At 71.1% G+C, this 26,043-nt stretch carries 22 protein-coding genes; 14 read left to right on the forward strand and 8 right to left on the reverse strand.

Annotated elements, in window-relative coordinates; all coding sequences use genetic code 11:
* The first annotated feature begins 85 nt into the window (after nucleotides 1-85).
* Entirely contained in the window at nucleotides 86-559 is a 474-nt protein-coding gene (locus tag KRR26_RS23820) for a Spy/CpxP family protein refolding chaperone (protein WP_120210474.1), read from the forward strand.
* Between the two features lie 12 nt (nucleotides 560-571).
* Here the strand turns inward: KRR26_RS23820 and KRR26_RS23825 are convergent, their stop codons facing one another.
* Entirely contained in the window at nucleotides 572-1,291 is a 720-nt protein-coding gene (locus tag KRR26_RS23825; RefSeq protein WP_120210446.1) for an SDR family oxidoreductase, read from the reverse strand.
* Nucleotides 1,292-1,387: 96 nt separating this feature from the next.
* Here KRR26_RS23825 and KRR26_RS23830 point away from each other — a divergent pair, with 96 nt between their 5' ends.
* The 7 genes from KRR26_RS23830 (at nucleotide 1,388) to KRR26_RS23860 (ending at nucleotide 11,227) form a co-directional block, all read left to right on the forward strand.
* Nucleotides 1,388-2,020 carry a TetR/AcrR family transcriptional regulator gene (locus KRR26_RS23830; RefSeq protein WP_120210445.1) on the forward strand — a complete coding sequence of 211 codons (633 nt, stop codon included), beginning with the start codon at nucleotides 1,388-1,390 and terminating at the stop codon, nucleotides 2,018-2,020.
* Between the two features lie 181 nt (nucleotides 2,021-2,201).
* A complete protein-coding gene (locus KRR26_RS23835; protein WP_120210444.1) occupies nucleotides 2,202-2,513 on the forward strand; it encodes a hypothetical protein in 312 nt (103 codons plus the stop codon).
* Nucleotides 2,514-2,544: 31 nt separating this feature from the next.
* On the forward strand, nucleotides 2,545-3,378 hold the full coding sequence (xdhC, locus tag KRR26_RS23840) for a xanthine dehydrogenase accessory protein XdhC (RefSeq protein WP_217080931.1): 834 nt from the start codon (nucleotides 2,545-2,547) through the stop codon (nucleotides 3,376-3,378).
* Nucleotides 3,375-7,196, forward strand: a complete 3,822-nt coding sequence (gene xdhB, locus KRR26_RS23845) for a xanthine dehydrogenase molybdopterin binding subunit (RefSeq protein ID WP_217080932.1) — start codon at nucleotides 3,375-3,377, stop codon at nucleotides 7,194-7,196. Before xdhC ends, xdhB begins: the two co-directional genes overlap by 4 nt.
* A 158-nt stretch (nucleotides 7,197-7,354) precedes the next feature.
* Nucleotides 7,355-7,792 (forward strand): GNAT family N-acetyltransferase, encoded by a 438-nt coding sequence (locus KRR26_RS23850; RefSeq protein ID WP_120210441.1) that lies wholly within the window; start codon nucleotides 7,355-7,357, stop codon nucleotides 7,790-7,792.
* 14 nt (nucleotides 7,793-7,806) lie between these two features.
* Nucleotides 7,807-10,020 carry a TOMM precursor leader peptide-binding protein gene (locus KRR26_RS23855; protein WP_217080933.1) on the forward strand — a complete coding sequence of 738 codons (2,214 nt, stop codon included), beginning with the start codon at nucleotides 7,807-7,809 and terminating at the stop codon, nucleotides 10,018-10,020.
* Nucleotides 10,021-10,048: 28 nt separating this feature from the next.
* Complete coding sequence (locus tag KRR26_RS23860) at nucleotides 10,049-11,227, forward strand: amidohydrolase family protein (protein ID WP_120210439.1); 1,179 nt, start codon at nucleotides 10,049-10,051, stop codon at nucleotides 11,225-11,227.
* Here KRR26_RS23860 and KRR26_RS23865 read toward each other — a convergent pair.
* From KRR26_RS23865 to coaA, 4 genes are all read right to left on the reverse strand, one after another.
* The gene (locus KRR26_RS23865; protein ID WP_120210438.1) at nucleotides 11,214-11,819 is read right to left on the reverse strand and encodes a BMA_0021/BMA_0022 family TOMM bacteriocin; all 606 of its coding nucleotides are present in this window, start codon (nucleotides 11,817-11,819) and stop codon (nucleotides 11,214-11,216) included. The genes KRR26_RS23860 and KRR26_RS23865 overlap by 14 nt on opposite strands.
* Before the next feature lie 17 nt (nucleotides 11,820-11,836).
* Nucleotides 11,837-15,892 carry a TOMM system kinase/cyclase fusion protein gene (locus tag KRR26_RS23870; protein WP_217080934.1) on the reverse strand — a complete coding sequence of 1,352 codons (4,056 nt, stop codon included), beginning with the start codon at nucleotides 15,890-15,892 and terminating at the stop codon, nucleotides 11,837-11,839.
* 80 nt (nucleotides 15,893-15,972) lie between these two features.
* Nucleotides 15,973-16,875: an ion channel gene (locus tag KRR26_RS23875; RefSeq protein WP_158611582.1), complete on the reverse strand. Its 903-nt coding sequence runs from the start codon at nucleotides 16,873-16,875 to the stop codon at nucleotides 15,973-15,975.
* Between the two features lie 51 nt (nucleotides 16,876-16,926).
* A complete protein-coding gene (gene coaA, locus KRR26_RS23880) occupies nucleotides 16,927-17,880 on the reverse strand; it encodes a type I pantothenate kinase (protein ID WP_217080935.1) in 954 nt (317 codons plus the stop codon).
* Between the two features lie 182 nt (nucleotides 17,881-18,062).
* Here coaA and KRR26_RS23885 point away from each other — a divergent pair, with 182 nt between their 5' ends.
* The gene (locus tag KRR26_RS23885; RefSeq protein ID WP_120210434.1) at nucleotides 18,063-18,626 is read left to right on the forward strand and encodes a YybH family protein; all 564 of its coding nucleotides are present in this window, start codon (nucleotides 18,063-18,065) and stop codon (nucleotides 18,624-18,626) included.
* Nucleotides 18,627-18,644: 18 nt separating this feature from the next.
* Here the strand turns inward: KRR26_RS23885 and KRR26_RS23890 are convergent, their stop codons facing one another.
* Nucleotides 18,645-19,343 carry a type 1 glutamine amidotransferase gene (locus KRR26_RS23890; protein ID WP_217080936.1) on the reverse strand — a complete coding sequence of 233 codons (699 nt, stop codon included), beginning with the start codon at nucleotides 19,341-19,343 and terminating at the stop codon, nucleotides 18,645-18,647.
* A gap of 171 nt (nucleotides 19,344-19,514) precedes the next feature.
* Between KRR26_RS23890 and KRR26_RS23895 the strand changes: the two genes are divergently transcribed.
* The 5 genes from KRR26_RS23895 (at nucleotide 19,515) to KRR26_RS23915 (ending at nucleotide 24,482) form a co-directional block, all read left to right on the forward strand.
* Nucleotides 19,515-20,603: a M35 family metallo-endopeptidase gene (locus tag KRR26_RS23895; protein WP_120210432.1), complete on the forward strand. Its 1,089-nt coding sequence runs from the start codon at nucleotides 19,515-19,517 to the stop codon at nucleotides 20,601-20,603.
* A gap of 240 nt (nucleotides 20,604-20,843) precedes the next feature.
* Complete coding sequence (locus KRR26_RS23900; RefSeq protein ID WP_217080937.1) at nucleotides 20,844-21,287, forward strand: protease; 444 nt, start codon at nucleotides 20,844-20,846, stop codon at nucleotides 21,285-21,287.
* A 72-nt stretch (nucleotides 21,288-21,359) separates the two neighbouring features.
* Entirely contained in the window at nucleotides 21,360-22,466 is a 1,107-nt protein-coding gene (locus KRR26_RS23905; protein WP_217080938.1) for an isopenicillin N synthase family dioxygenase, read from the forward strand.
* Between the two features lie 132 nt (nucleotides 22,467-22,598).
* On the forward strand, nucleotides 22,599-23,888 hold the full coding sequence (locus KRR26_RS23910; RefSeq protein ID WP_120210429.1) for an MFS transporter: 1,290 nt from the start codon (nucleotides 22,599-22,601) through the stop codon (nucleotides 23,886-23,888).
* A gap of 12 nt (nucleotides 23,889-23,900) precedes the next feature.
* Nucleotides 23,901-24,482 (forward strand): class I SAM-dependent methyltransferase, encoded by a 582-nt coding sequence (locus tag KRR26_RS23915; protein ID WP_217080939.1) that lies wholly within the window; start codon nucleotides 23,901-23,903, stop codon nucleotides 24,480-24,482.
* Here the strand turns inward: KRR26_RS23915 and KRR26_RS23920 are convergent.
* Both KRR26_RS23920 and KRR26_RS23925 read right to left on the reverse strand, forming a co-directional pair.
* Entirely contained in the window at nucleotides 24,456-25,091 is a 636-nt protein-coding gene (locus KRR26_RS23920; RefSeq protein WP_217080940.1) for a hypothetical protein, read from the reverse strand. The genes KRR26_RS23915 and KRR26_RS23920 overlap by 27 nt on opposite strands.
* A gap of 25 nt (nucleotides 25,092-25,116) precedes the next feature.
* Complete coding sequence (locus KRR26_RS23925) at nucleotides 25,117-25,929, reverse strand: OmpA/MotB family protein (protein ID WP_120210426.1); 813 nt, start codon at nucleotides 25,927-25,929, stop codon at nucleotides 25,117-25,119.
* Between the last annotated feature and the right edge of the window lie 114 nt (nucleotides 25,930-26,043).

Genomic DNA, 26,043 nt, shown 5'->3' on the forward strand with positions numbered 1-26,043 from the left:
TGTGCATCACACGCTCGGCGCGGTGGGTGATGGGCACCCACACACCGGGCGGCCTCACCACGAGCGACCCGGAGCATCGCGCCCCATGAAAACCTCCCTCATCGCCCTCTGCTGTCTCGTCCCCCTGCTGGCTGTCGCGGAGCCCTCGGGCCGCCCGCCACCTCCCCACTTCCTGGAGCACACCTGGGTGAGCCTCCTGCTGGAGCACCGCCAGGACCTCGGCTTGTCCGAGGCCCAGGTGACGCAGCTGCAAGGCATCCAGGAGACGCTGAAGTCGAAGGCCGCCCCGATGATGCAGACGCTGGAGTCCCTCCGCCCCGAGCCGGGGACACCGCCCTCGGAGGAGGAGATGCTGGCGCACCGAGAGCAAATGCACGCCACGATGCGCCAGCTGCGGGACGCGGACACCGCCGCGTACCAACAGGCCGAGGCCCTGCTGACGGACGCGCAGAAGACGAAGGCGCGCGCGCTCGTCAGCGAGGAGACCGCCGCGCGCGAGAAGCGCCGGCAACAGATGGGCCCGCGCATGCATCCGCGCGGCGGTCCGGCGCCTCGCTGATAAGCCCGAGCGCTAGACCAGGCGGGCGCCGCCATCGCATTCGATGACGGTGCCGGTCATGAAGCCGTTGCCCGCGACGAAGACAATCGCGTCCGCGACGTCCTCGGGCGCGCCCACCCGGCGAACGGGCAGCGTGGCCGCCGAGGTCGCGAAGATGGCGTCACGCTGGGCCGCCGGGGCTTTCTCCCACCAGGGCGTGTTGATGACACCCGGCGAGACCGCGTTGACGCGCAGGGGCGCCAGCTCCAGCGCGAGCGGAGGAATCATCGCCTCCAGCGCGCCATTGATGGCGGCCAATCCCGCCGCTCCCGCGAACGCCGTGCGCGCCGAGATCGCCGTCACGCACGTCACCGAGCCGTCCGGACGCAGCGTGCCCAACGCCGCCTGGACCGCCGTGAGGTGCGCCCAGAACTTCGCCTCGAAGCCGCGCCGCAGCCCGGCCAGATCCAGCTCCCGGAACGCGCCCGCGCCCTCCGCTCCGCTCAGGCACACCACCAGGTGGTCGAACGCGCCGAGTTCCGCGAAGAACGCGCGCACCGCCGCCGCGTCCGCCCCGTCCACCACCACGCCGCGCCCCTGCTCGCCCAGCGACTTCGCCACCCGCGCCAGCTTGTCCGCGTCCCGCCCGGTAATGACCACCCGCGCACCCAACGACACGAGCCGCCGCGCCGTCGCCTCCCCCACCCCCGAGCTGCCCCCCATCACCACCACATGCTTGTTTCGCCAGTCCATGGTGCCTCCCTAGAAATCCGAACCGAACCGTCTCGAATTAAATAATTCGAGACGATGCGTCTCGTCAAGTCGATTCGTGGATGGTAGGAACGCCACGTGGACCAAGACGCGTCGAAGGGTCGCCCCGGGCGAAAGCGAAGCGAACAGTCACGTGCGGCGGTCCTCCAGGCCGCGCTGAAGCTCCTGCGCGAGCAGGGCTATGCCGCGCTGAGCATCGAGGCCATCGCGCGTGACGCGGGCGTCGGGAAGCAGACCATCTATCGCTGGTGGACCTCCAAGGCGTCGGTCGTGCTGGAGGCGTTGGTCGCCCAGGCCCCCACCCCGCTCGCGCCGCCCTCGCACGGCTCGCTCGGGGAGGTGCTGGAGGCGTTCCTGGCCTCCACGTTCCAGGCGCTGAAGACGCCTCGGGGAACGGGGGACATCCTCCGAGGGCTGATGGCGGAGGCGCAGCTCGACGCGCAGTTCGCCACCGAGTTCCGCACCGGGCTCATCGAGAGGCGCCGGGAGCTGCTGCGCTCCGTGCTCGCGCAGGCGCAGGCGCGTGGCGAGCTGGCGGCGGACGTGGACCTGTTCCTCCTCGTGGACATGGCGTTCGGAGTGATGTGGTACCGGCTCCTCGTGGGCCACGCGCCGTTGGATCGCGCGCTCGCGCATGAGCTGGCGTCGCTGCTGCTGCGCGCGGGAGCCCCTTCCGCGCCTCGGCGCCCGTCTCGCCCCACGAAGGCGTGAGGAGCGCCCCGTTGCCCGGCTGGACGGGGACCGGGAGGACCCGGCGCGCTTGGCCCGGCGTGCCCTCGGGTCCAGGTTGAACGGCGGAGCGAACGTCGCCCCCACCCGAGGCCACCGGGCAGCACGCCGCCGGCACGGCCGACACCTTGGGGTGGGCGCCAGCCGAAGGAGCCGGAGCGCCATGGAGACCGGACGCCAGGAAGAGCACCTGAACCAGGTAGAGGAAGTGGTGAGCGGAAACCTCGTGGACTCGGGGCCGGATCACCTGACGGTTCATGACATCGCCGCGGGCGAGGACGTCACCCTGCGCATCGATGACCGCACCCAGTACGAGTGGCTGGAGGCGCGAGACACGGGTCGGCTGACCGACAACGCCAACCTGCGCGTGGGCTATTTCATCGCGGGGGGCGTGCACGTGGCCGCGGAGGTCATCGTGCTGGAGCCCGGGGACGGCGTGTCCCTGGCGGACCGAATCCCTCGACAAGTCCACTGAGCCGCCCGGGCTGTGGCAGACTGGACCCTGTATGTGGGATTGGGTCCGGCGTCTCGCCGAGTGGTCAGGGGGCGATGCGCCCTTCGCCGTCGTCACCGTGACGGCGTGTCAGGGCAGCACACCGGCGGAGGCAGGGGCCAAGCTCCTGGTCCGCGCGGACGGCGTCTTCCACGGCACCGTGGGCGGGGGCCACCTGGAGCAGCTCGTGCTCGCGGACGCTCGGGCATGCCTGGACTCCGGGAAGGCCCGAGCCATCCGATACCCGCTCGGCGCGAAGCTCGGTCAGTGTTGCGGAGGGGTCGTGGACGTCTTCGTGGAGCCCGTCAATCACGGCCCCCGCCTGTACCTCTTCGGCGCCGGCCACGTCGGGCAGGCGCTGTGCCGCACCCTGGAGGGCACCCCGTTCCGCGTTCACCTGGTGGACGAGCGCCCCGAGTGGATCCGCTCCGAGCGCGTGCCCGAGGGCGTGGTCCGCCACGAGGAGCCCTGGGACACCCTCGTCGAGCAGGCCACCTGGGACGCCCGGCGCACCTACGTGGCCGTGATGACGCACCGGCACGACCTGGACCAGGACATCATCGCCCACGCCATCGAGCGGCCCGCGCGCTACATCGGCCTGATTGGCAGCAAGACGAAGTGGGCCCGGTTCCGCCAGCGGCTGGAGGCGCGGGGCGTCCCCCCCGAGCGGCTGGCCCGCGTCTGGTGCCCCATGGGACTGGAGACGGGCGGCAAGTCCCCCCAGGAGGTGGCGGTGAGCATCGCCGCGGGGCTGCTCCAGGTGCACCACGGGTTGTCCGGGGATGAGCGCGCCCGCATCGCGGACGAGCAGCCAGACCCTCCGCGCCTGCTATCCTCTGGAGAATGAGCAACACGTTCGAGTTCCAGCTCAACGGCCAGCCCGTTCGCGTCGAAGGCACCTCCTCCAACACCACCCTGCTCGACTTCCTCCGCGCGCGCGGCGCCACGGGGACGAAGCAGGGCTGCGCCGAGGGCGACTGCGGGGCCTGCACCGTGGCCCTCGTCGACCAGGACGCCCAGGGCAATCGCTGTCTGCGCGCGTTCAACAGCTGCATCACCCTGTTGCCCATGGTGGCCGGACGCGAGGTCGTCACCGTCGAGGGCGTGGGCCGCCGTGACGCGCCCCACCCCGTGCAGCAGGCCATGGTGAAGCACTACGGCTCGCAGTGCGGCTTCTGTACGCCGGGCTTCGTCATGTCCATGACGGAGGCGTACTGCCGCAAGGACGTGCGCTCGCCCGAGGCCGTGGCGGATCAACTCTGCGGCAACATCTGCCGCTGCACCGGCTACCGGCCCATCCGCGACGCGATGATGGAGGCCCTGGCCGCTCGCGACGCGTCCCCTGCGTGCCCCGCGCTGCCCGGCGTTTCGCTGGAGGGCCCAGCGCACCCGGTGCCCGCGCTCCAGTACGAAGTCCGCGATCAGCGCTTCCTGCGCCCCACCACCTGGGCGGACCTGCTGTCGCTGCGCGCCGCGCACCCCGAGGCCACGCTCGTCGCGGGCGCCACCGAAGTGGGCGTGGACGTCACCAAGAAGTCCCGCCGCTTCCCCTTTCTCATCTCCACCGAAGGCGTGCCCGAGCTGCGCGCCATCCGCCGCGGACCGGACGCGTGGTACGTGGGCGGCGCGGCCTCGCTCGTGGAGTTGGAGGACGCGCTCGGCGCGGAGCTGCCCGAGGTCACGAAGATGCTCAACGTCTTCGCGTCCCGACAGATTCGCCAGCGCGCCACGCTCGCCGGCAATCTGGTGACGGCCTCGCCCATTGGCGACATGGCGCCCGTGTTGCTCGCGTTGGATGCGCGGCTCGTCCTCGCCTCCACGCGCGGCGAGCGGACCGTGGCGCTCCGCGACTTCTTCCTCGCCTATCGCAAGACGGCGATTCAGCCGGATGAGCTGGTCCGCCACATCGTCATTCCGCACGCGACCGTGGCGCGGGGGAACCGGCGCCTCGCGGATTCCTTCAAGGTCTCCAAGCGGCGCGAGCTGGACATCAGCATCGTCGCGGCGGGCTTCTGCGTGGAGCTGAGCGCGGAGAACACCGTGGTCAGCGCCCGCCTGGGCTTCGGCGGCGTCGCGGCCACCCCCGTGCGTGCGCTCAAGACCGAGGCCACGCTGGTGGGACAGCCGTGGACGCGCGAGGCGCTGGCGCGCGCGACCGCGGTGCTCGCCACGGAGCTGTCCCCCATCAGCGACCTGCGCGGCAGCGCCGAGTACCGCCGGGGACTGGTGCTCGCCCTGCTGGAGAAGTTCTTCACGGGCGAGCGCAGCCCCCATCTCGACGCGGCTCCCGGCTTCCTGCTCGGAGAGTCCGGCGTGAGCGCCGACCACAGCCGCGAGCTGCGCCACGACAGCGCGCTCGGCCATGTGACGGGGAGCGCGCAGTACGTGGATGACGTCGCCCAGCGCCGCCCCATGTTGGAGGTGTGGCCGGTCTGCGCGCCCCATGCGCACGCGCGCATCCTCCGACGAGACGCCTCGGAAGCGCTGAGCGTCCCAGGCGTGGTGACCGTCCTGCTGGCCGAGCACATCCCGGGCATGAACGACACGGGCCCCATCCGCCACGATGAACCGCTGCTCGCGGATCGCGAGGTGCTGTTCCACGGCCAGGTCGTGGCGCTCGTGGTGGGCGAGTCCATCGAGGCATGCCGCGCGGGCGCCAGGCGGGTGCGCGTGGAGTACGAGCCCCTGCCCGCCGTCCTCACCGTCGAGGACGCCATCGCGCGGGACAGCTACCACACCGAGCCGCACATCATCCGTCGCGGAGACGTGGACGCGGCGCTGGCGGCCAGTCCGCATCGGCTCGCGGGCACGTTCTCGCTGGGCGGGCAGGAGCACTTCTATCTGGAGACGCACGCCGCCTTCGCCGAGAAGGGCGACGACGGCGACGTCACCGTGACGTCCTCCACACAGCACCCGTCCGAGGTGCAGGCCGTGGTGGCCCACGTGCTCGCGCTGCATCGCCATCAGGTGGTGGTGCAGTCACCGCGCATGGGCGGCGGCTTCGGCGGCAAGGAGACGCAGGGCAACGCTCCGGCGGCCCTGGTGGCGCTGGCCTCGTGGCACACCGGCCGGCCCGTGCGGTGGATGCTGGACCGTGACGTGGACATGATGCTCACGGGCAAGCGACACCCCTTCCATGCCGCGTGGGAGGTGGGCTTCGACGCCACGGGCCGGGTGCTCGCCCTGCGCGTCCACCTCGTCTCGAATGGCGGCTGGTCCCTGGACTTGTCCGAGTCCATCCTCGACCGAGGACTGTTCCACCTCGACAACGCGTACCACGTGCCCGCCGTGTGCTTCTCGGGCCGCGTGGCGCGCACGAACCTCGCGTCCAACACGGCGTTCCGCGGCTTCGGTGGCCCGCAGGGCATGCTCGTCACCGAGGACATCCTGGACCGCGTGGCGAGGACGCTCGGCATGGCGCCCGAGGCCGTGCGCGAGCGCAACCTCTACGACGGCAAGGGCGACACCAACACCACGCACTACGGCCAGGAGCTGGATGACAACCGGCTGCCGCGCATGTGGCGAGAGCTGGTGACCTCCTCCGAGTTCGCCCGTCGACGCGAGGAGGCGGCGGCCTTCAACCAGCGCAGCCCTCGCATCAAGCGGGGCCTCGCCATCACCCCCGTGAAGTTCGGAATCTCCTTCACCGCGACGTTCCTCAACCAGGCGGGCGCGCTGGTGCATGTGTATCGCGATGGCTCGGTGCTGCTGTCGCACGGCGGCACGGAGATGGGCCAGGGCCTGCACACGAAGATTCAAGGCGTGGCCATGCGCGAGTTGGGCGTGAGCGCGGAGGCGATCCGCGTCATGAAGACCGCCACGGACAAGGTGCCCAACACCTCGGCCACGGCCGCGTCCAGTGGCTCGGATCTCAACGGCGCCGCGGTGCGCGAGGCGTGTGTCGCGTTGCGGGGACGGCTGGCGCCCGTGGCGGCGCGGCTGTGGGCCGAGCGGCATGGCGCGACACTCGCCCCCGAGGCGTTCATCTTCCACGAGGGTCGCGTGGCCCCCGCGGATGCGCCGCCCGAGCGCGCGTTGACGTTCGCGCAGGTGGTGGACGCGGCCTATTTCGCGCGGGTGGGCATGTCCGTCACCGGGTATTACCAGACGCCCGGAATCGGCTACGACAAGTCCCGGGGGCGCGGGCGCCCGTTCCTCTACTTCGCCTACGGCGCCGCCGTGACGGAGGTGGAGGTGGATGGCTATACCGGCATGAAGCGCGTGCTGCGCGCGGACCTGCTGGAGGACGTGGGCGACTCGCTCAACCCCGGCGTGGACCGCGGGCAGGTCGAGGGCGCGTATGTCCAGGGCCTCGGGTGGCTCACGGGCGAGGACCTCCGCTGGGATGCGCAGGGACGCCTGCTCACCCACTCGGCCAGCACGTACCCGGTGCCCGCGTTCAGCGACGCGCCCATCGACCTGCGCGTGCGCCTGCTCGATGACGCGAATCAGTCGAACGTCATCCACGGCAGCAAGGCCGTGGGCGAGCCGCCCCTCATGCTGGCCATCTCCGCGCGAGAGGCCCTGCGGGATGCCGTGGCCGCGTTCGGTCGGCCCGGGGGCACCGTGGAGCTGCCCTCGCCCGCCACGCACGAGGCCCTCTTCCTTGCCATCCAGAAGCGGCTGGCGCGGGGCGCGGAGAAGGACGGACGCGAGGCCGCTTGAGGCGCTCGCCCCGGTGAGCCCACGCCCTGGGCTCACCGGCCCCGGTCGATGCGGGCCGCCCCCGAGCGGCGTCGAGCCCCATGGAAAGCCCTGGGATTCGGGACAGCCTGCGATACAACGCAGGGCTCCATCCCGAAGCAGCGCGCGGTGAGGCTCCCATGCACATTCGCGAAGCCGCCGTTGAAGACATCCCCGAGTTGATGCGCGTGAGGTGGGCGGTGAGAGAGAACCGGCTCTCCCATCCCGCGCGCGTCCCGCCGGAGATGGTGCACGACTACATCATCCACCGAGGCAGGGGCTGGGTCTGCGAGCACGAAGGCCGCGTCGCGGGCTTCTCCATCGCGGACCAGGAGACCGCTTCCATCTGGGCCCTGTTCATCGATCCTCCCTACGAGGGCCAGGGCATCGCGCAGGCCTTGCTGGCCCAGGCCACCGCGTGGCTCTTCGCGGGTGGCGCCAGCCGCATCGTCCTGAGCACGGCCCCAGGGACTCGCGCGGAGCGGTTCTACGCGCGCGCGGGCTGGGAGCGGACCGGACTGACCTCGGATGGCGAGATGGGCTTCGCCTTGGACGTCCCCTCCTCTCGGTCCGCCTGACGCGCGAAGCCGCCATGCGAGACAGCTTCGAGCGAGTCCTCCGCTTCCCGCCGCACCTCCGGCTGGAGTTCCTCGATGAGCAGCGCGCGCTCCTGATGAGCGAGCGCGAGCAGTTCCTGCTCACCGGCACCGCGCAGCTTCGCGTGGCCCTGCTCCTCGACGGACAACGCACCGTCCGCGAGGTCCTGGCCGTGCTGTCCGCGATGAGCCCTCCCGTCCCTCGCCACGATGCGCTCTACGCCATCATGCGCCTGGAGCAGCGCGGCCATCTCGTGGAGGTCGGCCACGAAGGAGAACCCTCGGTCAGCGAGTACTGGCACGCGACCGGCGTGGCCCCGCACGCGGCCAGGACGTGGCTGTCCGCATCCCCGGTCTCGGTGCTCGCCTTGGATGGGCTGGAAGCGGGGCCATGGCCCGAGGCCTTGATGAACTCGGGCCTCACCGTCCGCGAGGCCGCACCGCTGCGCGTGGTGCTCGTGCGGGACTACCTCTCGCCCGAGTTGGAGGCGTGGGCCCGAGACCCGGCTCGCCCGAAGGCACCGTGGCTGCTCGTCAAGCCGGGCGGCACGAGCCCCTGGGTGGGCCCCGTGTTTCGCGGCGCGGAGAATCCGTGCTGGGAGTGCCTCGCGCATCGGCTGCGCCGGAACCGTCCGCTGCAGGGCTTCCTCGAAGCCCTGAATCTCCCCAAGCGAACTGCACAGCTGCCGGCGCTGCCCACCAGCCTCCAGGCCGTCGCTTCATTCGGAGCCCTGGCGCTCGCGCGGTGGGTCGCGAGCAGCGGACAGGGCGCGCTGTCGAACACCCTCTTCGTCCTGGAGCCGCACAAGCTCCACATCGCCGAGCACCGGGTGGTGCGCCGACCTCAGTGCCCCTCCTGCGGAGATGCGGGACTGCTCGCGGCGCGCGCTCGACAGCCCCTCGTCCTGGAGGCCCGGCCGCGCCGAGCCACGGATGACAATGGCTTTCGCGGCGTGACGCCCGAGGAGACGTTCGCACACCATCAGCACCTCATCAGCCCGCTCACGGGCGTGCTCAGCAGCCTCGGCCCCGTGGAGGGACGCAACCACCCCCTGCGTCCCGTCTTCGGCGCGGCCTACTTCACGCAGCCCGACACCCAGCGGCCCTCGGTCGATGACTTCCACGCGATGAGCGCGGGCAAGGGACGGACGGCCGCGCAGTCGCGAGCCAGCGCGCTGTGCGAGGGGCTGGAGCGCGTGAGCGCGATGTTCCAGGGCGACGAGCCGCGCGTGCGGGCGCGACTCTCGGACCTGGGGGCCGCGGCGGTGCATCCGCGCGACGTGCTCCTCTTCAGCGACGCGCAGTACCGCGACCGCGAGGCCCTCTCCGCGAGCTACGGCGCGACCCGTCGGGCCATACCCGAGCCCTTCGATGCGGAGCAGCCCGTGGATTGGACGCCCGTGTGGTCCCTCACGCACGAGCGCCTGCGCTACCTGCCCACGGCGCTCTGTTACGCGCGCTATCCCCACGACGCCGCGCCGCGCTTCGGCCAGCAGGACTCCAACGGCCACGCCGCGGGCAACAGCCTGGAGGAGGCCATCCTGCAAGGCTTCCTGGAGCTGGCCGAGCGGGATGCCGTGGCGCTCTGGTGGTACAACCGCGTGCGCCGCCCCGGCGTGGAGCTGAACTCCTTCGGCGAGCCCTATTTCGCGGAGCTGGTAGAGCATCACCGGAGCCACGGTTGGCGACTCTGGGCCTTGGACCTCACGCACGACCTGGGCATCCCCACGTTCGTGGCGCTCGGCCGCGCTCCCGAGGCGGGGCGGTTCTGCGTGGGCTTCGGCGCGCACCTCGACGCGCGGCTCGCGCTGATGCGCGCGCTCACCGAGTTCAACCAACTGTTCGACCCCAGCGCGCAGCTCCCGCCGCCGTGGGACGCGGCGGCGCTCGATGACCTGGCCTTCCTCTTCCCCGATGAGGCTCGAGCCCCGCGCGTGCGGGCCGACTTCGCGCCCGTGCCGCCCAGGGACTTGCGCGAGGACGTGCTCGACTGCGTCGCGCGCGCGGCACGCGTGGGCCTGGAGACCTTGGTGTTGGATCAGACGCGGCCGGACATCGGGCTGTCGGTGGTGAAGGTGACCGTGCCTGGGCTGCGGCACTTCTGGCCACGGCTGGGCCCCGGGCGGCTATATGACGTGCCCGTGCGCCTGGGTTGGCGTGACGCGCCCCTGGACGAAGCGCGGCTCAATCCCGTCCCCCTCTTCCTCTAGCCCCTTCGACTCGCTCCGGAGCCAGCGCATGCGCGACGGCCTTCGCATCCTCGACGCCGACCGCCACGTCATCGAGCCCGTGGAGATGTGGCGCGAGTACCTCCCGCCGGAGTACCGCGCGGGTGCGCCGTATCAGGAGCTGCTCGCGCCCCGCGAGTCCCTGCCCCAACGCGCGGCCCGGCTCGGCCCCAAGGGACTGCTGCCCGTGCCGCCCACGCTCATGCTCGATGGGCAGCCCGCGTGGAACAAGGTGTCCGAGCGCGCCCACGTGGAGATGGCGTGGACGCTGTATCAGCGCCAGGGGAGCCTCGCGGTGGGTGCCTCGCCGCAGGGACAGCTTCGCGCCATGGAGCGCACGGGCCTGGACGTGGCCTTCCTGTACCCCACGTCGGCGCTCTTCCTCTTGCGCATCGACTCGATGGCGCCCGAGCGCGCCACGGCCTTCACGCGCGCCTACAACGACTGGCTGCGCGACTTCTGCCGCGCGAACCCGGAGCGACTGCGCGCCGTGGGCGCCATCCCCCTGCACGACCCCGCCGCGATGGTGCCCGAGTTGGAGCGCGTGGCGGGCTTCGGCTGGAAGGCCGTGGTGCTGCCCCCCAATCCCGTGCGGGGCCGCACGCTGAGCCATCCGGACCACGAGCCCTTCTGGAGCGCCTGCGAGCGCCTGGGCATCGCGGTGGCGCTTCACGAGGGCACGCACGCGAGGCTGCCCGCGACCGGCGCGGATCGCTTCGACACGCGCTTCGCGATGCACGCGTGCTCACACCCGATGGAGCAGATGATGGCCCTGCTCGCGCTCATCGAAGGCGGCGTGCTGGAGCGGCACCCCGCGCTGCGCGTAGGGTTCCTGGAAGCAGGCTGCGGGTGGCTGCCGTCCTGGCTCTGGCGGCTGGACGAAGTCGCCTTCAAGTACATGGGCGGCGAGGTGGCCGCGAACGTGCGCCGCAAGCCCTCGGAGTACTTCCGGCGGCAGTGCTTCATCGCGCTGGAGCCGGGCGAGCCGGGCATCGAGGCGGTGGTGCGCGCGGTGGGCCCGGACTGCCTGCTGGTGGGCACCGACTTCCCCCATGTGGACCATGACGACGCCATCGTGGACGAGATGGCGTCGCTGCGAGCGAGGCTGCCGGAGGACGTGGTGCGCAAGCTCCTCTGGGACAACCCCGCCCGGTTCTACGGGCTCGCGCCCGGAGTCAGCACGTCGTGAACGGATAGGTGCGGCCCGCGCTGGAGAAGTCCCCCAGCGCCACGGCCTCGATGGCCACGTCCTGCGGCGGCGGCGGCAGCGGATAGACCAGCAAGCTGCGGGGCAGCACCCACTCCGTCCGAGCGCTGGGGTCCTTGCGCAGCCGGGACAGGTACTGCTCCCGCGTCTGAATCTTCTGGACCGGCGGCGTGGTGAAGAACCACCCCACCTTGTCCAGCGACGACACCGCGTTCGCACCCGAGCCATCCCAGATGACGGGGTACTGGAGCTGCACGGGCAGCTCCGGTGAGAGGAGGTCCACCACGCGGAAGTCCAACATGATGGGCAGCTTGTAGGCGAAGTACTCGAGCAGGGCACTGCGCGCGTTCTCCAGCAGCCGCGCCTTGAACGTGGCGTCCGTCCACGCGAGCGCGATGGCCTTCAGCCAGATGTCCTGCCACTCCAGCATCGTCTCCCAGGTGTCCCAGGAGTAATCGCTCTCGTCTTCGTTCTCATAGGAATACGGCGAGCGCGGCACCACCGTGTTCGGCGCGGTGGCGGCCGTGGGGAGTGAGCGCGCCTTCGATTTCGCGGACTTGGACTTGGGAGGCATGGTGCACCTTTCGGGGGTCAACTCCGGGGGGAATCCAGTGCGACGAGCAGCTCACGGGCCGCGGTGACGTCCGCGAGCGCCGAGCCCTCGGTGAAGCCATCCAGCACGGGGCGCAGCGCGCTCACGGCCTCGGCGGGCCGCCGCATGTCGCGCAGCAGCCGCCCCAGCGCCAGCGCGGCCCGCAGCTCCAGGAGCCGAGTCCCGTCCTGCCGCGCGAGCGTCACGGCCTCGCGCAGGAGCGCCTCCGCCGCCGACGTGTCTTGCGTGGTGGCCAGGACGCTGAGCGCCTTCAGCCGCAGCAGCTCGGGCACATAGTAGGTCTCGCCCAGGGTGCGCCCACGCCGCAGCAGGTCCTCCACTCGCGCGAGGGCCTCCACGTGCTGCCCGCGCGCGGCGTGCAACTCCACGAGGAGCGAGGCGTAGTAGGTCATCCCCAGCTCGAACCCCAGCGCGTCCTGGAACCCGAGCGGCCCCACGAGCACGTCGGGCTCCTGGGTGGCCCAGCCTCGGACGATCTGCGCATAGGCGCCGTGCACGGGCATGCCCTGCCGCTGCGTCATCGCCAGCGCCGCGTCGGCCACCTCCACCACGCGCTCACGCTCGCCGCGCTGCTGGTGGACCATCAGCAGGTAGATGTACGCGAGCCCCAGCGTGCTGGCGTGGTTGAGCTCCAACGCCCAATCCACCGCGGCCTTCGCCTGCGCCAGCCCCTGATCCGGCAGGCCCATCAGACACAGCACCTCGCCCAGGCCCATGCCCGCGTACGAGCGGGAATCGAGCCCATAGACGTGGGCCTGCTGCGCGTGGCGCGCGGGATCATAGAGCGACAGCGCGCGCTCGAACGCCGCGCGCGAGTCCCCCATCCGCCCGTCGATCCACGCGGCATGTCCCAACGCCGGCAGCGTGGCCACCTGGTGGTCGACGTCCTGCGCCACCCCCTCCATCGACACGAGTCGCTCGGCGAGCGCCCGGGCCTCGGCGCGCTGGCCGCGCGTATGGTGGAAGGTGAGCAATGCCCAGAGCGTGGGCACGGCGTGAGGCCCGTCGCCCAAGAGGTCGATGAGCGCTCGCGAGCGATCCACCTGGGCCTTGATGGCGGCATCGGACCAGCCGCGGCTGCCCATCAGCGCGGGCGTGATGATGCCGTTGAGGCTCAGCTCCACCTGGGCGCGCTCGCGCTCGTCGGCCAGCACGTCCAGCCAGGCGAGGGCCTCGGTGGCGTGGGCGATGGCCTCCGCGTTGGCGCTGCGGATGAGGGCCGCCAGCCCCGCCTTGCGCGCGTACTCCAACGCCTCGCGCTTCTGATCCGCCTGCGCATGGTGGTGCGCGAGGAGATCCGGCCGAGACTGCACCACGTCCGGGAAGCGCAGCTCCAGCGTGGCGGCGATGCGCGCGTGCACCTGCCGCCGCGCGGGCTTCAAGAGCGACTCCAGCGCCGTGTCCCGAATGAGCGCGTGCTTGAACGAGAACGTGGTGCCGCGCACGCCGCGCCGCCGGTGCACCAGGTCCGCCGACACGAGCGCGTCCAGGTCCCGCTTGAGCGCCGCCTCGTCCCGCGCCGACACCGCGCGCAGCACGTCATGGCTGAACTCCCGGCCCAGCGCCGCCGCGAGCTGGGCCGTCTCCTTCGCGGGCCCCAAGCGATCCAACCGCGCCATCAACGAGTCCCGCAACGTGGCGGGGATGGTGGGCCGAGGCGACGCGGAGGACTCCTTCGCGCCGGACAGGCCCTCCACCACCATGCGCGTCAGCTCCTCCACGAACAGCGGCACGCCATCCGTGCGCCCCACCACCTGCTCCATCACCTCGCGCGGCAGTGGCGTGTCGCGCGTCAGCTCCGCGACCATCTCCTCGGCGCGCTGGCGGTCCAAGCGCCCCAACTGCACCTGGAGCACCTTCGCGGGCGGCCACGGCACGGCGAACTCCGGGCGCGCGGTGAGCAGCGCGCACAGCCGCAGCGAGGCCGCGTCCTCCACCAGCTTCCCCAACAACTCCAGCGTCGTGGGATCCGCCCAGTGCAGGTCCTCGACGAGGAACAGCACGGGCTGCTGCTCGGCCATGGCGGACAACAGCGCCAGGATCGCTTCGAGCGTCAGGTCCTTCTGCCGCTGCGGCGACACGTCCAGCGGCGGATAGCGCCCCGAGCCGCCCTTCACCGAGAAGAGCACCGCGAACAGCGGCATCACCTCGGTCAGCTCAAAGCCATACCGGCCCAGCATGTCCTCCAGCGCCGTCTCCAACCGCTCCGGCGTCCAGTCGCGCTGGAAGCCCACGAGCCGCTCCAGGAGATCCACCACCGGACGCAGCGTGCTCAGCCGTCCTTCCGGTGCGCACCGGCACTCCAGGAAGGTGTGCGGCACCTCCCCCGTTCTGCGCGCCAGCTCCAACGCCAGTCGGGACTTGCCGATGCCCGCCTCTCCCGCCAGCAAGATGGCCTGCCCCGAGCCGCGCGTGGCCTGCTGCCACCGCTGCTGGAGCAGCTCCAACTCCTGCGAGCGGCCATGCAACACCGAGGGGCGCGCCCCACTCGCGGCGGACATCGCGGCGGGCGCGCGCAGCTCCCCCCGCAGGCGGAACACAGGGCCCGGCTTCACGCCGGCTCCCGCGCGCACCGCGCCCACGGGCTCCAGGACGAAGCCCTCGCGCAACAGCCGCGAGGTCGCCTCGCTCACCCACACCGCACCCGCCTCGGCCTGAGCCTCCAGGCGGCTGGCCACATTGGGCGTCGCGCCGAGCAGCGCGGGCAGCTCCGCTTGATGGCGGCCTCGCGCCTCCTGCCGGCTGACGAGTCCCGTGTGCAGGCCCGCGCGCACCTCCACGCTGACCCGCTGCTCGTTCGCGAGCCGAGCGCCCCGCTGCTCCAGCTCCTCCACGATGGCCAGCGCCGCGCGCGCCGCACGGCGGGCATCATCCTCGCGCGCCTGCGGATAGCCGAAGTAGAGCAGCATGCGCTCGCCCAGGATGCTGCCCACGTAGGCGTCGAAGCGTCGCGCCACGTCCGCGCACGCCGCGTGCTGGGCGCGCAACAGACCATCCAGCTCCTCGGGGTCCACCGCGTCCGACTCCGGCGTGAGCGACAGGCTCACGCACAACGCGGTGAGCTGGCGGCGCTCTCCCTCGGGTGCGCGCTCCGGCGTGTTCGGCGTGGGCAGGCGCGCGGCCACGGCGGGCGCGGCCCCCACCGAGGCCTCGCTGTCAGGCCACCCCTCGGACGAGCAGGCCTCCAGCTCGCGCAGCGCCTCCTGTGCGCGGATGGAGCGCGCGTCCACGTCCTTGCTCGTCACGCGCCGGAGCAGCCACCCCAGGCGGTGACCTTCCAGCCACGACGGCACGCGGATGGGCTCCGGTCCGAGCTGCTTGTAGAGCACCTCCTGCAACGTGCCGCCGTCAATCACGCGGCGCCCGGTGAGGCACTCCAAGAAGATGAGCCCCCACGCATACAGGTCCGAGGCCGCGGTGGCGGGCTCGCCACGAAGCTGCTCGGGCGCCGCATAGGCCGGCGTGCCCAACACCTCGCGCGTGCGCGTGAGCCGCGCCAGCTCCTCCGCCTTCGGCCCGCCCACCAACGTCCCCAAACCGAAGTCGAGCACCAGCGCGTTGCGACGCACGCCAGTGTGGGTGACCATGATGTTCTGCGGCTTGAGGTCGCGGTGCACGACGCCCTGGTTGTGCGCGCAGCCCAGCGCATCCAGCACCTGGAGCATCAGGTGCGCCGCCTCCCACGGCGGCAGCGCGCCATCGTCGGTCAGCACCTCCGCCAGCGTGCGCCCAGGCACGTACTCGAACACGGTGAACAGCACCGATTCCTCGGACTGTCCCGAGTCGATGAGCCGCACGATGTTCGGGTGATACAGCTGCGAGCACAGCTGCATCTCTCGCTGGAAGCGGGCGACTTGATGGGCACTCTCCGCCTGCGGCGCGCGCAGCACCTTGACGGCGACCTCTTGATTCGTGGCGCGCTGCCGGGCCCGGTAGACCTGCCCGTAGCCCCCCTCCCCCAGCTTGGACAGCACTTCGTAACGCCCTTGGAACACCGTGCCTGCGGCAATCTGAGGTTCCTGCGTTCGGTCCATGAGAGTCCCTGAACTTCGGAAAGGGCGGGATTCAATCTCAGGGCCGTGCGGGTGTCGAGGCAGGCGAAGGCGCGCGGGGCTCAGGAGGCTCGGGGATAGGGGAATCCCTCGGTGGGCTGCGACGGCTGGGTGTCGTGAAACTTCCTGAGGTCCAGCTCGAGGTTGCCATCGGGGGCTTCGGAGAGGATGTCCACGAGGCGCGCGCCCCAGCGAAGCTGCGCGGCGAAGTAGCGATGGCCGGCGTGGAGGCTCTGCATGGTGATGTCGTCCGTCCCCAGGACCATCACCTGCACCTCCACCTCCTGCGCGGCGATCGACTCGGGGGTTTGCCCGTGCAGCGGGCTGGTCGCGTCGATGACGTGCATGGCGATCCACGAGCGTTGCAGCGAGAGGGCGCGGTCGCGCGCCAGCTTCAAGTCATAGGTGCGGTACAGGCGCAGGCCCTCGGCGCTGGACTCGGTGCGCATCAGCACCACGCGAATCTCCGCGTTCACGATTTGGTTCCCCCGCTCGTTGCCCAATCGGAACATCAGCGTGGGGACGCCGTTGAGCGGGCAGACGACCGGGTGGTGCGAGAAGACGATGCGCCCCTGCGGGCGTGAGAACTTGGCGAACACCAGTCCCGTGGCCAGCGCCGTGGTCAGCAGGCCCACGAGCGACTCCACCACCACGAGGGCGTGCGCGGCCGGGGCATCCGGATACATGGCGCCGTAGCCAATGGTGCCGAGCGTCTGCACGCTGAAGCAGAAGGCATCCCAGAACGAGCCCGCCGCCGCGTGCACGACGCCGCCCGTGGCCAGGTAGCCCGCGGCGAACAGCGCGTTCACCAGCAAGTAGAGCGCGCTGAGGATGGCGAAGGTGGCCGACCAGGGCAGCTCGAGCAGCGCGTGGTAGAAGTCACGCAGCGGTGTGGGCCGATGCCCCAGAACGCGAATCTGGTAATCGGCGCCGGGGGGCCTGACAGTCACGGGACGCGAGGACACGGGCGGCAGTCTCGGGCCGAGACTCACGGGCCTGCAAGCCTCACGCGAGGCTCACAGCTTGCGCAGCCGCACGCGGCGGACGCGATGGTCCGGCCCCTTCACCAGCACCAGCCGCGCCCGCGAGCGCGTGGGCGCGATGTTCTGCGCCAGGTTCGGCCCATTGATCTCCGACCACACCGTCTCCGCGCGGGCAATGGCCTGCGCCTCGGTGAGGTCCGCGAAGCGGCGGAAGAACGAGCCCTCGTCGCGGAACGCCGTGCGCCACAGGTGGAGGAAGCGGTCCACGTACCAGCGCCGGATGTCCGACTCGTGCGCGTCCACGTAGATGGAGAAGTCGAAGAAGTCCGACAGGAACGCCTGCGGCACCTTCCCGCCCGCGGCCGGCCCGGTCTGCAGGACGTTGAGGCCCTCCAGGATGAGGATGTCCGGCCGGCGGATGATCTGCGCCCCGTCCGGGACGATGTCGTAGTCCCGGTGGGAGTACAGCGGGGCGGAGACCTCGGCGCGGCCCGCCTTCAGTTCGGCCAGGAAGCGCACCAGCGCGCGGCGGTCGTAGCTCTCCGGGAAGCCCTTGCGCGTCATGAGGCCGCGCTCGGCGAGCACGCGGTTGGGGAACAAGAAGCCGTCCGTCGTCACCAACTCCACCCGAGGGTGGTCCGGCCAGCGCGCCAGCAGGGCCTGGAGGATGCGCGCCGTGGTGCTCTTGCCCACCGCCACGCTCCCCGCGATGCCGATGACGAAGGGCACCTTCTGGTTCATGCCCCCGAGGAAGGCCTGCTGCGCGGCGAACAGCCCCTGCGTGGCCGAGACGTGCAGGTTCAACAGGCGCGACAGTGGGAGGTAGACCTCCACCACCTCGTCCAGGTTGAGCTGCTCGCCCAGGCCGCGCAGGCGCTCGATCTCCTCGGCCGTGAGGGTGAGCGGGGTCGCCGCGCGCAGGTCGTGCCAGGCCTCTCGTTCGAGGTCCGTGTACATGGAAGCAGCCTGGGGCCGGGTCGCCGACATCTCATTCCTCCGGGGGCGGAACATGCCATGTGTCAGGCCCGGGTCTTCAACATCGTCGCGCTGGCGCCTCCATTTTGGAGCGCAGCTGCCAGACGCCTTCACATTTCTTCACGTCCGCCCAGCAATCTCGCAGCCACGCGCAGCGTAGGTTGGCGGTCGCTGTTCCTCCCGTGAGCTCCCCCATGGCCCTCCCCTTGTTCTTCATGCCCATGCTCTTCGGAGTCGCCCCGAGTCAATCCGGGCCTCCGCCTCGCAACGCGATTCCCCCTGGCCCGCCCCCGCTGTCGGCGAGGGACCGCAAGGCCATCCATGCCCTCATGGGCGCCCTGGACCACGACTGGGGCCTGCGCCAGGTGGACAGCTACCTGTCGCACATGTCCGAGGACGTCGAGGTCATCGGACTGAACGGCACCCTGGTGCAGGGCAAGGCCGCCCTGGAGAAGGAGATCCGCCGGAAGCTGGAGGCCGGCATGCCCGAGCACTTCATTCCCCGCGTCCGCATCGAGTCCCTGCGCCCCGTCGCCCGAGGCGTGGTGGTGCTCGTGCAGCACCGAGAATTGGGCCCGCGCACCTCCCGCGCCACCTTCGTCCTGAGCCGTCACGCGACCCGCTGGCGCGTCCAGTCCATCAGCCTCTCGCCGGTGGACACCGTCCCCACCGCGCCGGCGCGCCTGCGCGAGCGCCCGTCCCGCTCGCGCAAGCTGCGGGCCCGTTCGCGAACCGCGCCCGCCGCCTCTCGCGCCTGATTCCGGCCCGCGCCCACTTCAGCGCCGGGCCTCCCGGGCGCAGTGGTGCGCGAGCCGGTGCAGCATCTCGACGTTCTCCGCTTCGGCGGCCTTGAGCTTGGGCAGTTGGGACCTCAGCTCCCCGAGGTCCTTGCCCCGCTGCACGAGGCCCTCCCCGCCCAGCGTCAACCAGTGCCCCAGCGCCGCCGCGGTCAGCTCCAGGTGGAACTGGAAGCCGTAGGAGTTGCCCAACCGGAACGCCTGCTGCGAGTAGCGGTCCGTGGACGCCAACAACGTGGCGCCCGGCACCGGCTTGAACGTGTCGCCGTGCCAGTGCGCCACCACCGAGCGCGGGCGCGCGCCGCCCACCACCGGGTCCTTCAGCCCGTCCTGCGTCCAGCGCACGGGGGCGACGCCCACCTCGAAGCCGTTCTTGCCCACGAACACCTCGGAGCCCCCGGCCGCCGCGAGCAGCTGCGCGCCCAGGCAGAAGCCCACGCACGGGCGCCCCAGGGCGATGCGCTCCGCCAGCACCGCCAGCTCCTCGTTGAGGAACGGGTGCTGATCCGCCTCGTAGACGCCCATGGGGCCGCCCATCACCACCACCAGCTCCGCGTCCACGTCCTCCCGCCGCACGGCACGGAAGCGCTTCACCAGCGAGAACCCCGCCTGCTCCAACGCCGGTCCCAGCAGCCCCGGCCCCTCGTGCTCCTCGTGCTGGAAGATCACCGCGCGCATCGTCGATCCCCTCCGCCCGCCCCGCCTCGAATCCCGCAAGTCCAGAGAGCGGTTTATTTCCGAGTATTTCGAGACATGGCAAATAAGCCCACCTTCACATATAAAGCAGAATTTACCGGGATACCCATCGAACCCGGACTGCCTGTAGTGACCTCAACAAGGAGAGTTCACGTGAGCAAGAGCCTTCGCGGTAACTTCAAGTGGCTGGTCGGCGCGGTTGTCGGCGTTTCCCTGCTGGGCGGCTGTGGCGCCCCGGCGGACGCGACGGACACGACCCCGGCGGCCGGCGAGCAGACCACCAACGGCGTGACGGCGACCGTCGCGCTGGCCAAGGCCTCCCTGTCCGCGCGCGAGGACGTCACGGTGACGGTGACGCTCACCAACACCTCGTCGCAGCCGGTGTCCCTGCTCAAGTGGTACACGCCGGGCGAGGGCCTCAAGGAGGGCCGCCTCACCGTGACGCGCGATGGGCAGGCCGTGCAGTACATCGGCCCGCACTTCAAGCGCGTGGCGCCCCGTCCCGAGGACTACGTGACGCTGGCCCCGGGCGAGAGCCTCAGCGGCCCGGTCGCGGTGTCCGGCCGGTATGACCTGTCCGAGACGGGCAGCTACGCCATCCGCTACGCGCAGGAGGCCCACGACAACGTCGGCGGCGTCTCCGCGTTCGCCTCCAACGAGGTCAGCGTGTGGGTGGAGGGCCGCAGCAGCGCCCTGGAGAGCGATCGCGTGGTGACGGCCGAGAGCCTCTCCTACTCCGGCGCCTGCACCACGTCCCAGCAGTCCGCCATCTCCACCGCGGTGAGCGGCGCGCTGACGTACTCGACCAACGCGTACAACTACCTGAACACCACCACGCCGAGCGGCACCGCGCGGTACACCACCTGGTTCGGCGCCTACACGAGCAGCGGCTGGAGCACCGTCAAGAGCCACTACCTCAACATCAAGAACGCGTTCTCCAGCGCGGCCATCGTGGTGGACTGCAGCTGCACGGACTCCGGCACCTACGCCTACGTGTACCCGGGCTCCCCGTACAAGATCTACGTGTGCGGCGCCTTCTGGAGCGCTCCCCAGACGGGCACGGACTCCAAGGCCGGCACGCTGGTCCACGAGATGAGCCACTTCACGGTCGTCGCCGGCACCAATGACTACGCTTATGGCCAGTCCGCGGCCAAGAGCCTGGCCAAGTCCAACCCGACCAACGCCCGCGCCAACGCGGACAACCACGAGTACTTCGCCGAGAACAACCCCGCCCAGAACTGACGTTTCCGGGAAGACGGGCTAAGAGTCCGAGGGACGGGAGCGCTGAGCGCTTCCGTCCCTTTCTCGTTTGGGAGCGACATGACCATGGGACGTCGACACATCGGCCTTCTCGCGCTGGGGCTCGCCTGGGGAGCCGGGGCCTGCACGCCGCGGCAGGAAGCCCAGCCCGCCCAGCCTGCCCCCCCTGCCCCGGAGCGCCCCGCCCCGCCGGCCCCCGCCGAAGCGAAGGAGCCCTCGACCATGCCCGTCTCCCTGCGCTGCACGATGAGCGTCCCCTCGCGAGTGACCGCCGGTCAGCCCGTGGAGGTGACGTTCCGGCTGGAGAACCCCACGTCCCAGCCCGTCCACGTGCTCCGGTGGAACACGCCGCTGGAAGGACTCATGGGCAACCTCTTCCAGGTGACGCGCGACGGGATGGACGTCCCGTACCAAGGCCCCATGCTCAAGCGGGCCGACCCGGGCGCCACCGACTACACGACGATTTCCCCGGCAGGCTCGGCGGAGGGCAAGGTCGAGGCGTCCCTGGCGTACAACTTCCGCGAGCCCGGGACGTACCGCATCGCGTTCCGAGACACGCTGTTGGACGTGGCCCCGGGCCCCACGGCCCTGCCTCGGACTCGGGAGGGCTTCCAGTCGCAGGCGGTGACGTGCGCCCCGGTGGAGACCCAGGTCACGAAGCCCTGAGAACAGCCGGGGAGGAATCGTTCCACGGGACCCTCCAAATCAGGCCCCAGGCGCGATACACCTGGGCGCACCATGGCGGAGACCTCCCCGATCCACATCCCTACGGTCGACCTGACGGACCTCGCGTCGGACGATCCAGTCCGAGTCGAGCGCGGCGCGGCGGCAATCCGCGAGGCGTTTGGCGTCTTCGGCCTCGTCTACATCAAGAACCACGGCGTCGACACGCAGGCGCTCGACCGGTACTACGACGCGTTCAGCGCGTTCGTCGCGCGGCCAGACGCCCGGAAGCGGCCCTATGGCCGCGCCGACATCTGGTACCAGCGCGGCTGGACTCCGCCCAACACGGAGATCGCCGTCGCGGGCAACGGGCAGCCGGACTTCAAGGAGTGCTACTTCGCGGCGCCCTACCCCAACGACGCCGCCTCCGCGGCCGAGTTCCCGGAGCTCTATCCGGAGAACGTGTGGCCGGACGCGCCGCCCGCCTACTTCGAGGACGGCATCCTCACGCTGGGCAAGTCGCTGCACGAGGCCGGACTGAAGCTGCTGCGCGGCGCCGCCGTGGCGCTGGGGCTGCCCGAGAACGCGTTCGCGGCCACGTGTGACCGCGGCCCGCACGTCACGCGCGCCCTGCACTACCTGCCGCTGGGCCCCTCGCAGGTGAACACCGGCATCGTCTGGGGCGAGGAGCACACGGACTTCAACCTGTTGACGCTGCTACCCGGTGGCCGGTTCCTCGACCCGAGCGGCAAGCCCGCCCCCAAGCCGGACGACAAGAGCGGCCTGTACCTGCGCACGCGCGCGACGCCCGAGTCGCCCCAGGGGCAGATGGTGCGCGGCAACGCGCCCGCGGGCTGCATCGTGGCGCAGGTGGGCCAGCAGTTGGAGATCCTCACCGGAGGCACGTTCCTGGCCACCCCGCACGTCATCACCGCGCCGGGCGTGCCGGGCTGGTCGCGCCAGTCCGCCGCGCACTTCATGCACGTGCACACGAGCACGGTGCTGTTCCCGATGGAGAAGTTCCGCTCTCGCGAGGCGGTCACCAACTACGCGCCGCCGGTGCTCGCGGGCACCTACGACATCAAGACGTTGGTGGACATCGGGCTGGCGCCCGCGAGCGCGCTCGACAAACTTGGATACCGGCACTACGACCGGCTCAACCGGATGCGCTCGGGAAGCTGACGTCCCGCGCTCCTGGATTGATTGTCCCCGGGCTCAATCTCCGAGCCCTGGGGGCAGCCATGAGAGCGCCTGCTCGGCTTGCCTCAACGTGACTGGCGAGGGAGCGAGGCGTGCGTTAGAGCCAGGGACTTCATGGCCCCCGCCAACGCCGACCCTCTCCCCTCCGTCTTCCGCCATCGAGATTTCCGCGTGTACCAGCTCGCGCGCCTGTGCGCGGTGCTCGCGACCCAAATCGAGTCAGTGGCGATTGGCTGGCAGGTGTATGCGCTGACGGGGAGCGCGCTGGCGCTGGGCTACACGGGCCTGGCGCAGTTCCTCCCCTTCCTCGCGTTCAGCCTCATTGGTGGGCAGGTGGCGGACCGGGTGGACCGCCGCCTCATCCTCGCGGTGTGCCAGAGCGTGATGGTGCTGTGCAGCCTGATGCTGCTGTCCTTCACGCTGGGCCACGTGCAGGACGTGCGCTTCGTCTATGGCGTGCTGGTGCTGTTCGGCACGGCGCGCGCCTTCTACTCGCCCGCGGGCTCGGCCCTCACGCCGCGCCTCGTTCCTCCCGAGGAGCTGACGCGCGCGGTGGCGGTCAACTCCACCACGTGGCAGGTGGCGACCATCGCCGGCCCGGCGGTGGGCGGCATCCTCTACGGGTGGGCGGGCGCCAAGGGCGCGTACATCGCGTCGGCGTCGCTGTGCGCGCTCACCGTGGTGTGGATCCTCTCGCTGAAGGTGCGAACCGGCAGCGTGTCTCGCGAGCCGTTCTCGCTGGAGACGCTGGGCGCGGGCCTTCGGTTCGTGCGCGGCCAGCGCATGCTCCTGGGCAGCATCACGCTCGACTTGTTCGCGGTGATGCTCGGTGGCGCGGTAGCGCTGCTCCCCATCTACGCGCGGGACGTGCTGCACACCGGGCCCTGGGGCCTGGGGCTCTTGCGCAGCGCGCCGGCCGCGGGCGCCGCCGTGGTGGCCATCCTGCTCGCCTTCCGACCGCTGGGCGGACGCGCGGGCTGGAAGATGTTCGTCGCGGTGGCCATCTTCGGCGCCGCCACGCTCGTGTTCGGCGTGAGCCACTCGCTCTGGGTCTCCGTGGTGGCGCTGGCCATTGGCGGCGCCGCGGACATGGTGAGCGTGGTGGTGCGCTCCACGCTGGAGATGGTCGTCACGCCGGATGACATGCGCGGCCGCGTGGGCGCGGTGAACATGATGTGCGTGGGCGCCTCCAACGAGTTCGGCGAGTTCCGCGCGGGCTGGTTGGCCAGCCAGGTGGGCGCGGTGCCCGCCGTCGTCTCCGGCGCGTTGGGCACGCTCGTGGTGGTGGGCCTGTGGGCCTGGGCCTTCCCCGAGCTGCGGCGCGTGGATCGCCTGGAGAAGGCCGCGCGCGAGGCCGCGGCGCAGGCCGCCGCGAATCAGGACGTCGCCCCCGCGGCCTCCTGAGCCTCCGCCCGCATGGCCACCCTGGGCACGACGGAGGCGGTCCTCTTCCTGCTGGTGCTCGGGGGGCTCCTCGCGGGCCTGGGCTCCATCGTGCTGTCCACCTTGCGCACGGGCATCTCGCCCATGCCCACCTCCCCGCGCGTCCGCCGCGAAGTGCTCGGACTCGTCCCCTCGGACACGCGGGGTGTCGTGCTGGAGCTGGGCGCGGGCTGGGGCACGCTGGCGTTCGCGCTGGCGGACCACTGCCCTCAGGCGCAGGTGGTGGCCTACGAGCTGTCACCGCTGCCCGCGGGCTTCTGCGCGCTGCGCCAGCGCCTCGCGCCCCGGCCCAATCTCCGGGTGGCGCGCGAGGACTTCTTCCGCGCCTCGTTCGCGGGCGCCTCCGCGGTCGTCTGCTACCTCTACCCGGGGGCCATGGCGAAGCTCGGCCCGAAGCTGCTCGCCGAACTGCCGGCGGGCGCGCGCGTCGTCAGCCACACCTTCGCGCTGCATGGCTGGCGCCCCGTGCACACCCACCGGCTCGACGACCTGTACCGCACGCCCCTCTACGTCTACGAGGTCCCCGCCTCAGCGCCCCGAGCCGGTGGCGAGTGACGCGCCCGCGCCCAGCTCCAGCACGCTCGCGGCGAACTCACCCTCCAACTCGGCCTTGAAGGCCCCTGGCTCGCTGTGCGCGCGGATGCGGCCGTGGGCCGTGCCGCCCTCGGAGATGAGCGACACCGTGGCGCCCTGGAGCGCGTACACCTCCGCGGGCCACGTGCGCGTCACGCGCAGCACGTACCCCTGGCAGTCGCGCAGGTCTCCAGGGCTGTCCAGGTCCGTGCGCGCGCACGCGAGGGCCAGCGAGTAGATGGCCCGCGTCGCCGTGCTGCCTCCCGTGGCTTCACCGCGCACGGTGCCGAGGAGCACCACGCCCTCCCCCGGGACGAGCGTGCGCGCCGCGCGCATCAGCTTCTGCGGATCCCCCTGGCCCGCGCCGGTCTCCGCGGCCTTCAGCAGCTCCGCGGGCCGCAGGTAGCGCAGGTTCGCGGCGCCCATCAGCGTGGCGTTCAAGATGCCTGCCTCGTGCACCCGCTCGTGCGTCGCGCCGCCCGCGGGTGACTCGAAGAAGCGCATCTGCACCGCGGGCCGCGCGCCGCCCGCCACGCAGCCCGAGAGTCCCATCGCCGCCAGCGCGGCCATGCCCATCCATCGCACCGTCATGCGTGTCTCCTCGCTCGTGGGGGGGTTACCGACTCGCGGACCTGGGCTTCGCGCCGGGGGCCTGGTCCTCGGGTGCGAGGACGATCTCGATGCGCCGGTTGAGGCTCTTGCCCTGCGTCGTCTTGTTGGTGGAGATGGGGTGGTGCTCGCCGTAGCCCACCGCGGAGAGCTTGTCGGCGGACACGCCCTTGTCCTGCAAGAGCTTGAGCACCGTGAGCGCGCGGGTGGTGGACAGCTCCCAGTTGCTGGGGAACGGGCCCTTGGGGTCCGTGGGCACGTCGTCCGTGTGGCCCTCCACGCGCACCAGCTTCCCTGTCACGTCCTTCAGCGCCTCGGCCACCTTCGCGAGCGCCGCCTGGCCCTCCGGGTTGATCTTCACGCTGCCGGACGAGAAGAGGATCTTGTCCTTCATCTTCACCACCATCCGGCCCTTCAGCTCGGACAGCTCGATCTTCCCGGCCTTGATTTCATCCTTGAGGCTGGAGGCGAGCGACTCGTACTGCTCCGACTTCTTCTCCAATTCCGCGCGCGCCTTCTCCAGCGTGTCCTTGCTCTGCGCCAGGGAGGCGTTGAGGGCGGTGAGCATCTCCACCTTCTTCTGCAGCTCCTGCACGCGCGCCTCGCTGGCCGTCAGCGCCTCGTCGGCCTTGGCCTGGTCCTTCTGCCCCGACTCCAGCTCCGCGACGCGGGCTTGCAGCGCCTTGACCTTCTCGGATTCGTCGCCGTACTGGCGCCGGTAGTTCTCCGCCTCCAGCGCCTTGGCGTCGAGCTGCGCCTTCGGCACGCCACATCCGACGAGGAGCTGCACCGCGGCCAGCGTGACAATCGTCCGGTTCATGGAACCCTCCCAGTGGGTCGCACTCTGGCAAGGGCGGGGTGTGCGCGAAAACGGGCCGGGGTGCGAACCATGCACGCGTTGACACAACGCGGGCGCAGTCGTGCAGCCGAGCTG

The sequence above is a fragment of the Citreicoccus inhibens genome (assembly GCF_019039035.1).
Lineage (GTDB): Bacteria > Myxococcota > Myxococcia > Myxococcales > Myxococcaceae > Citreicoccus > Citreicoccus inhibens.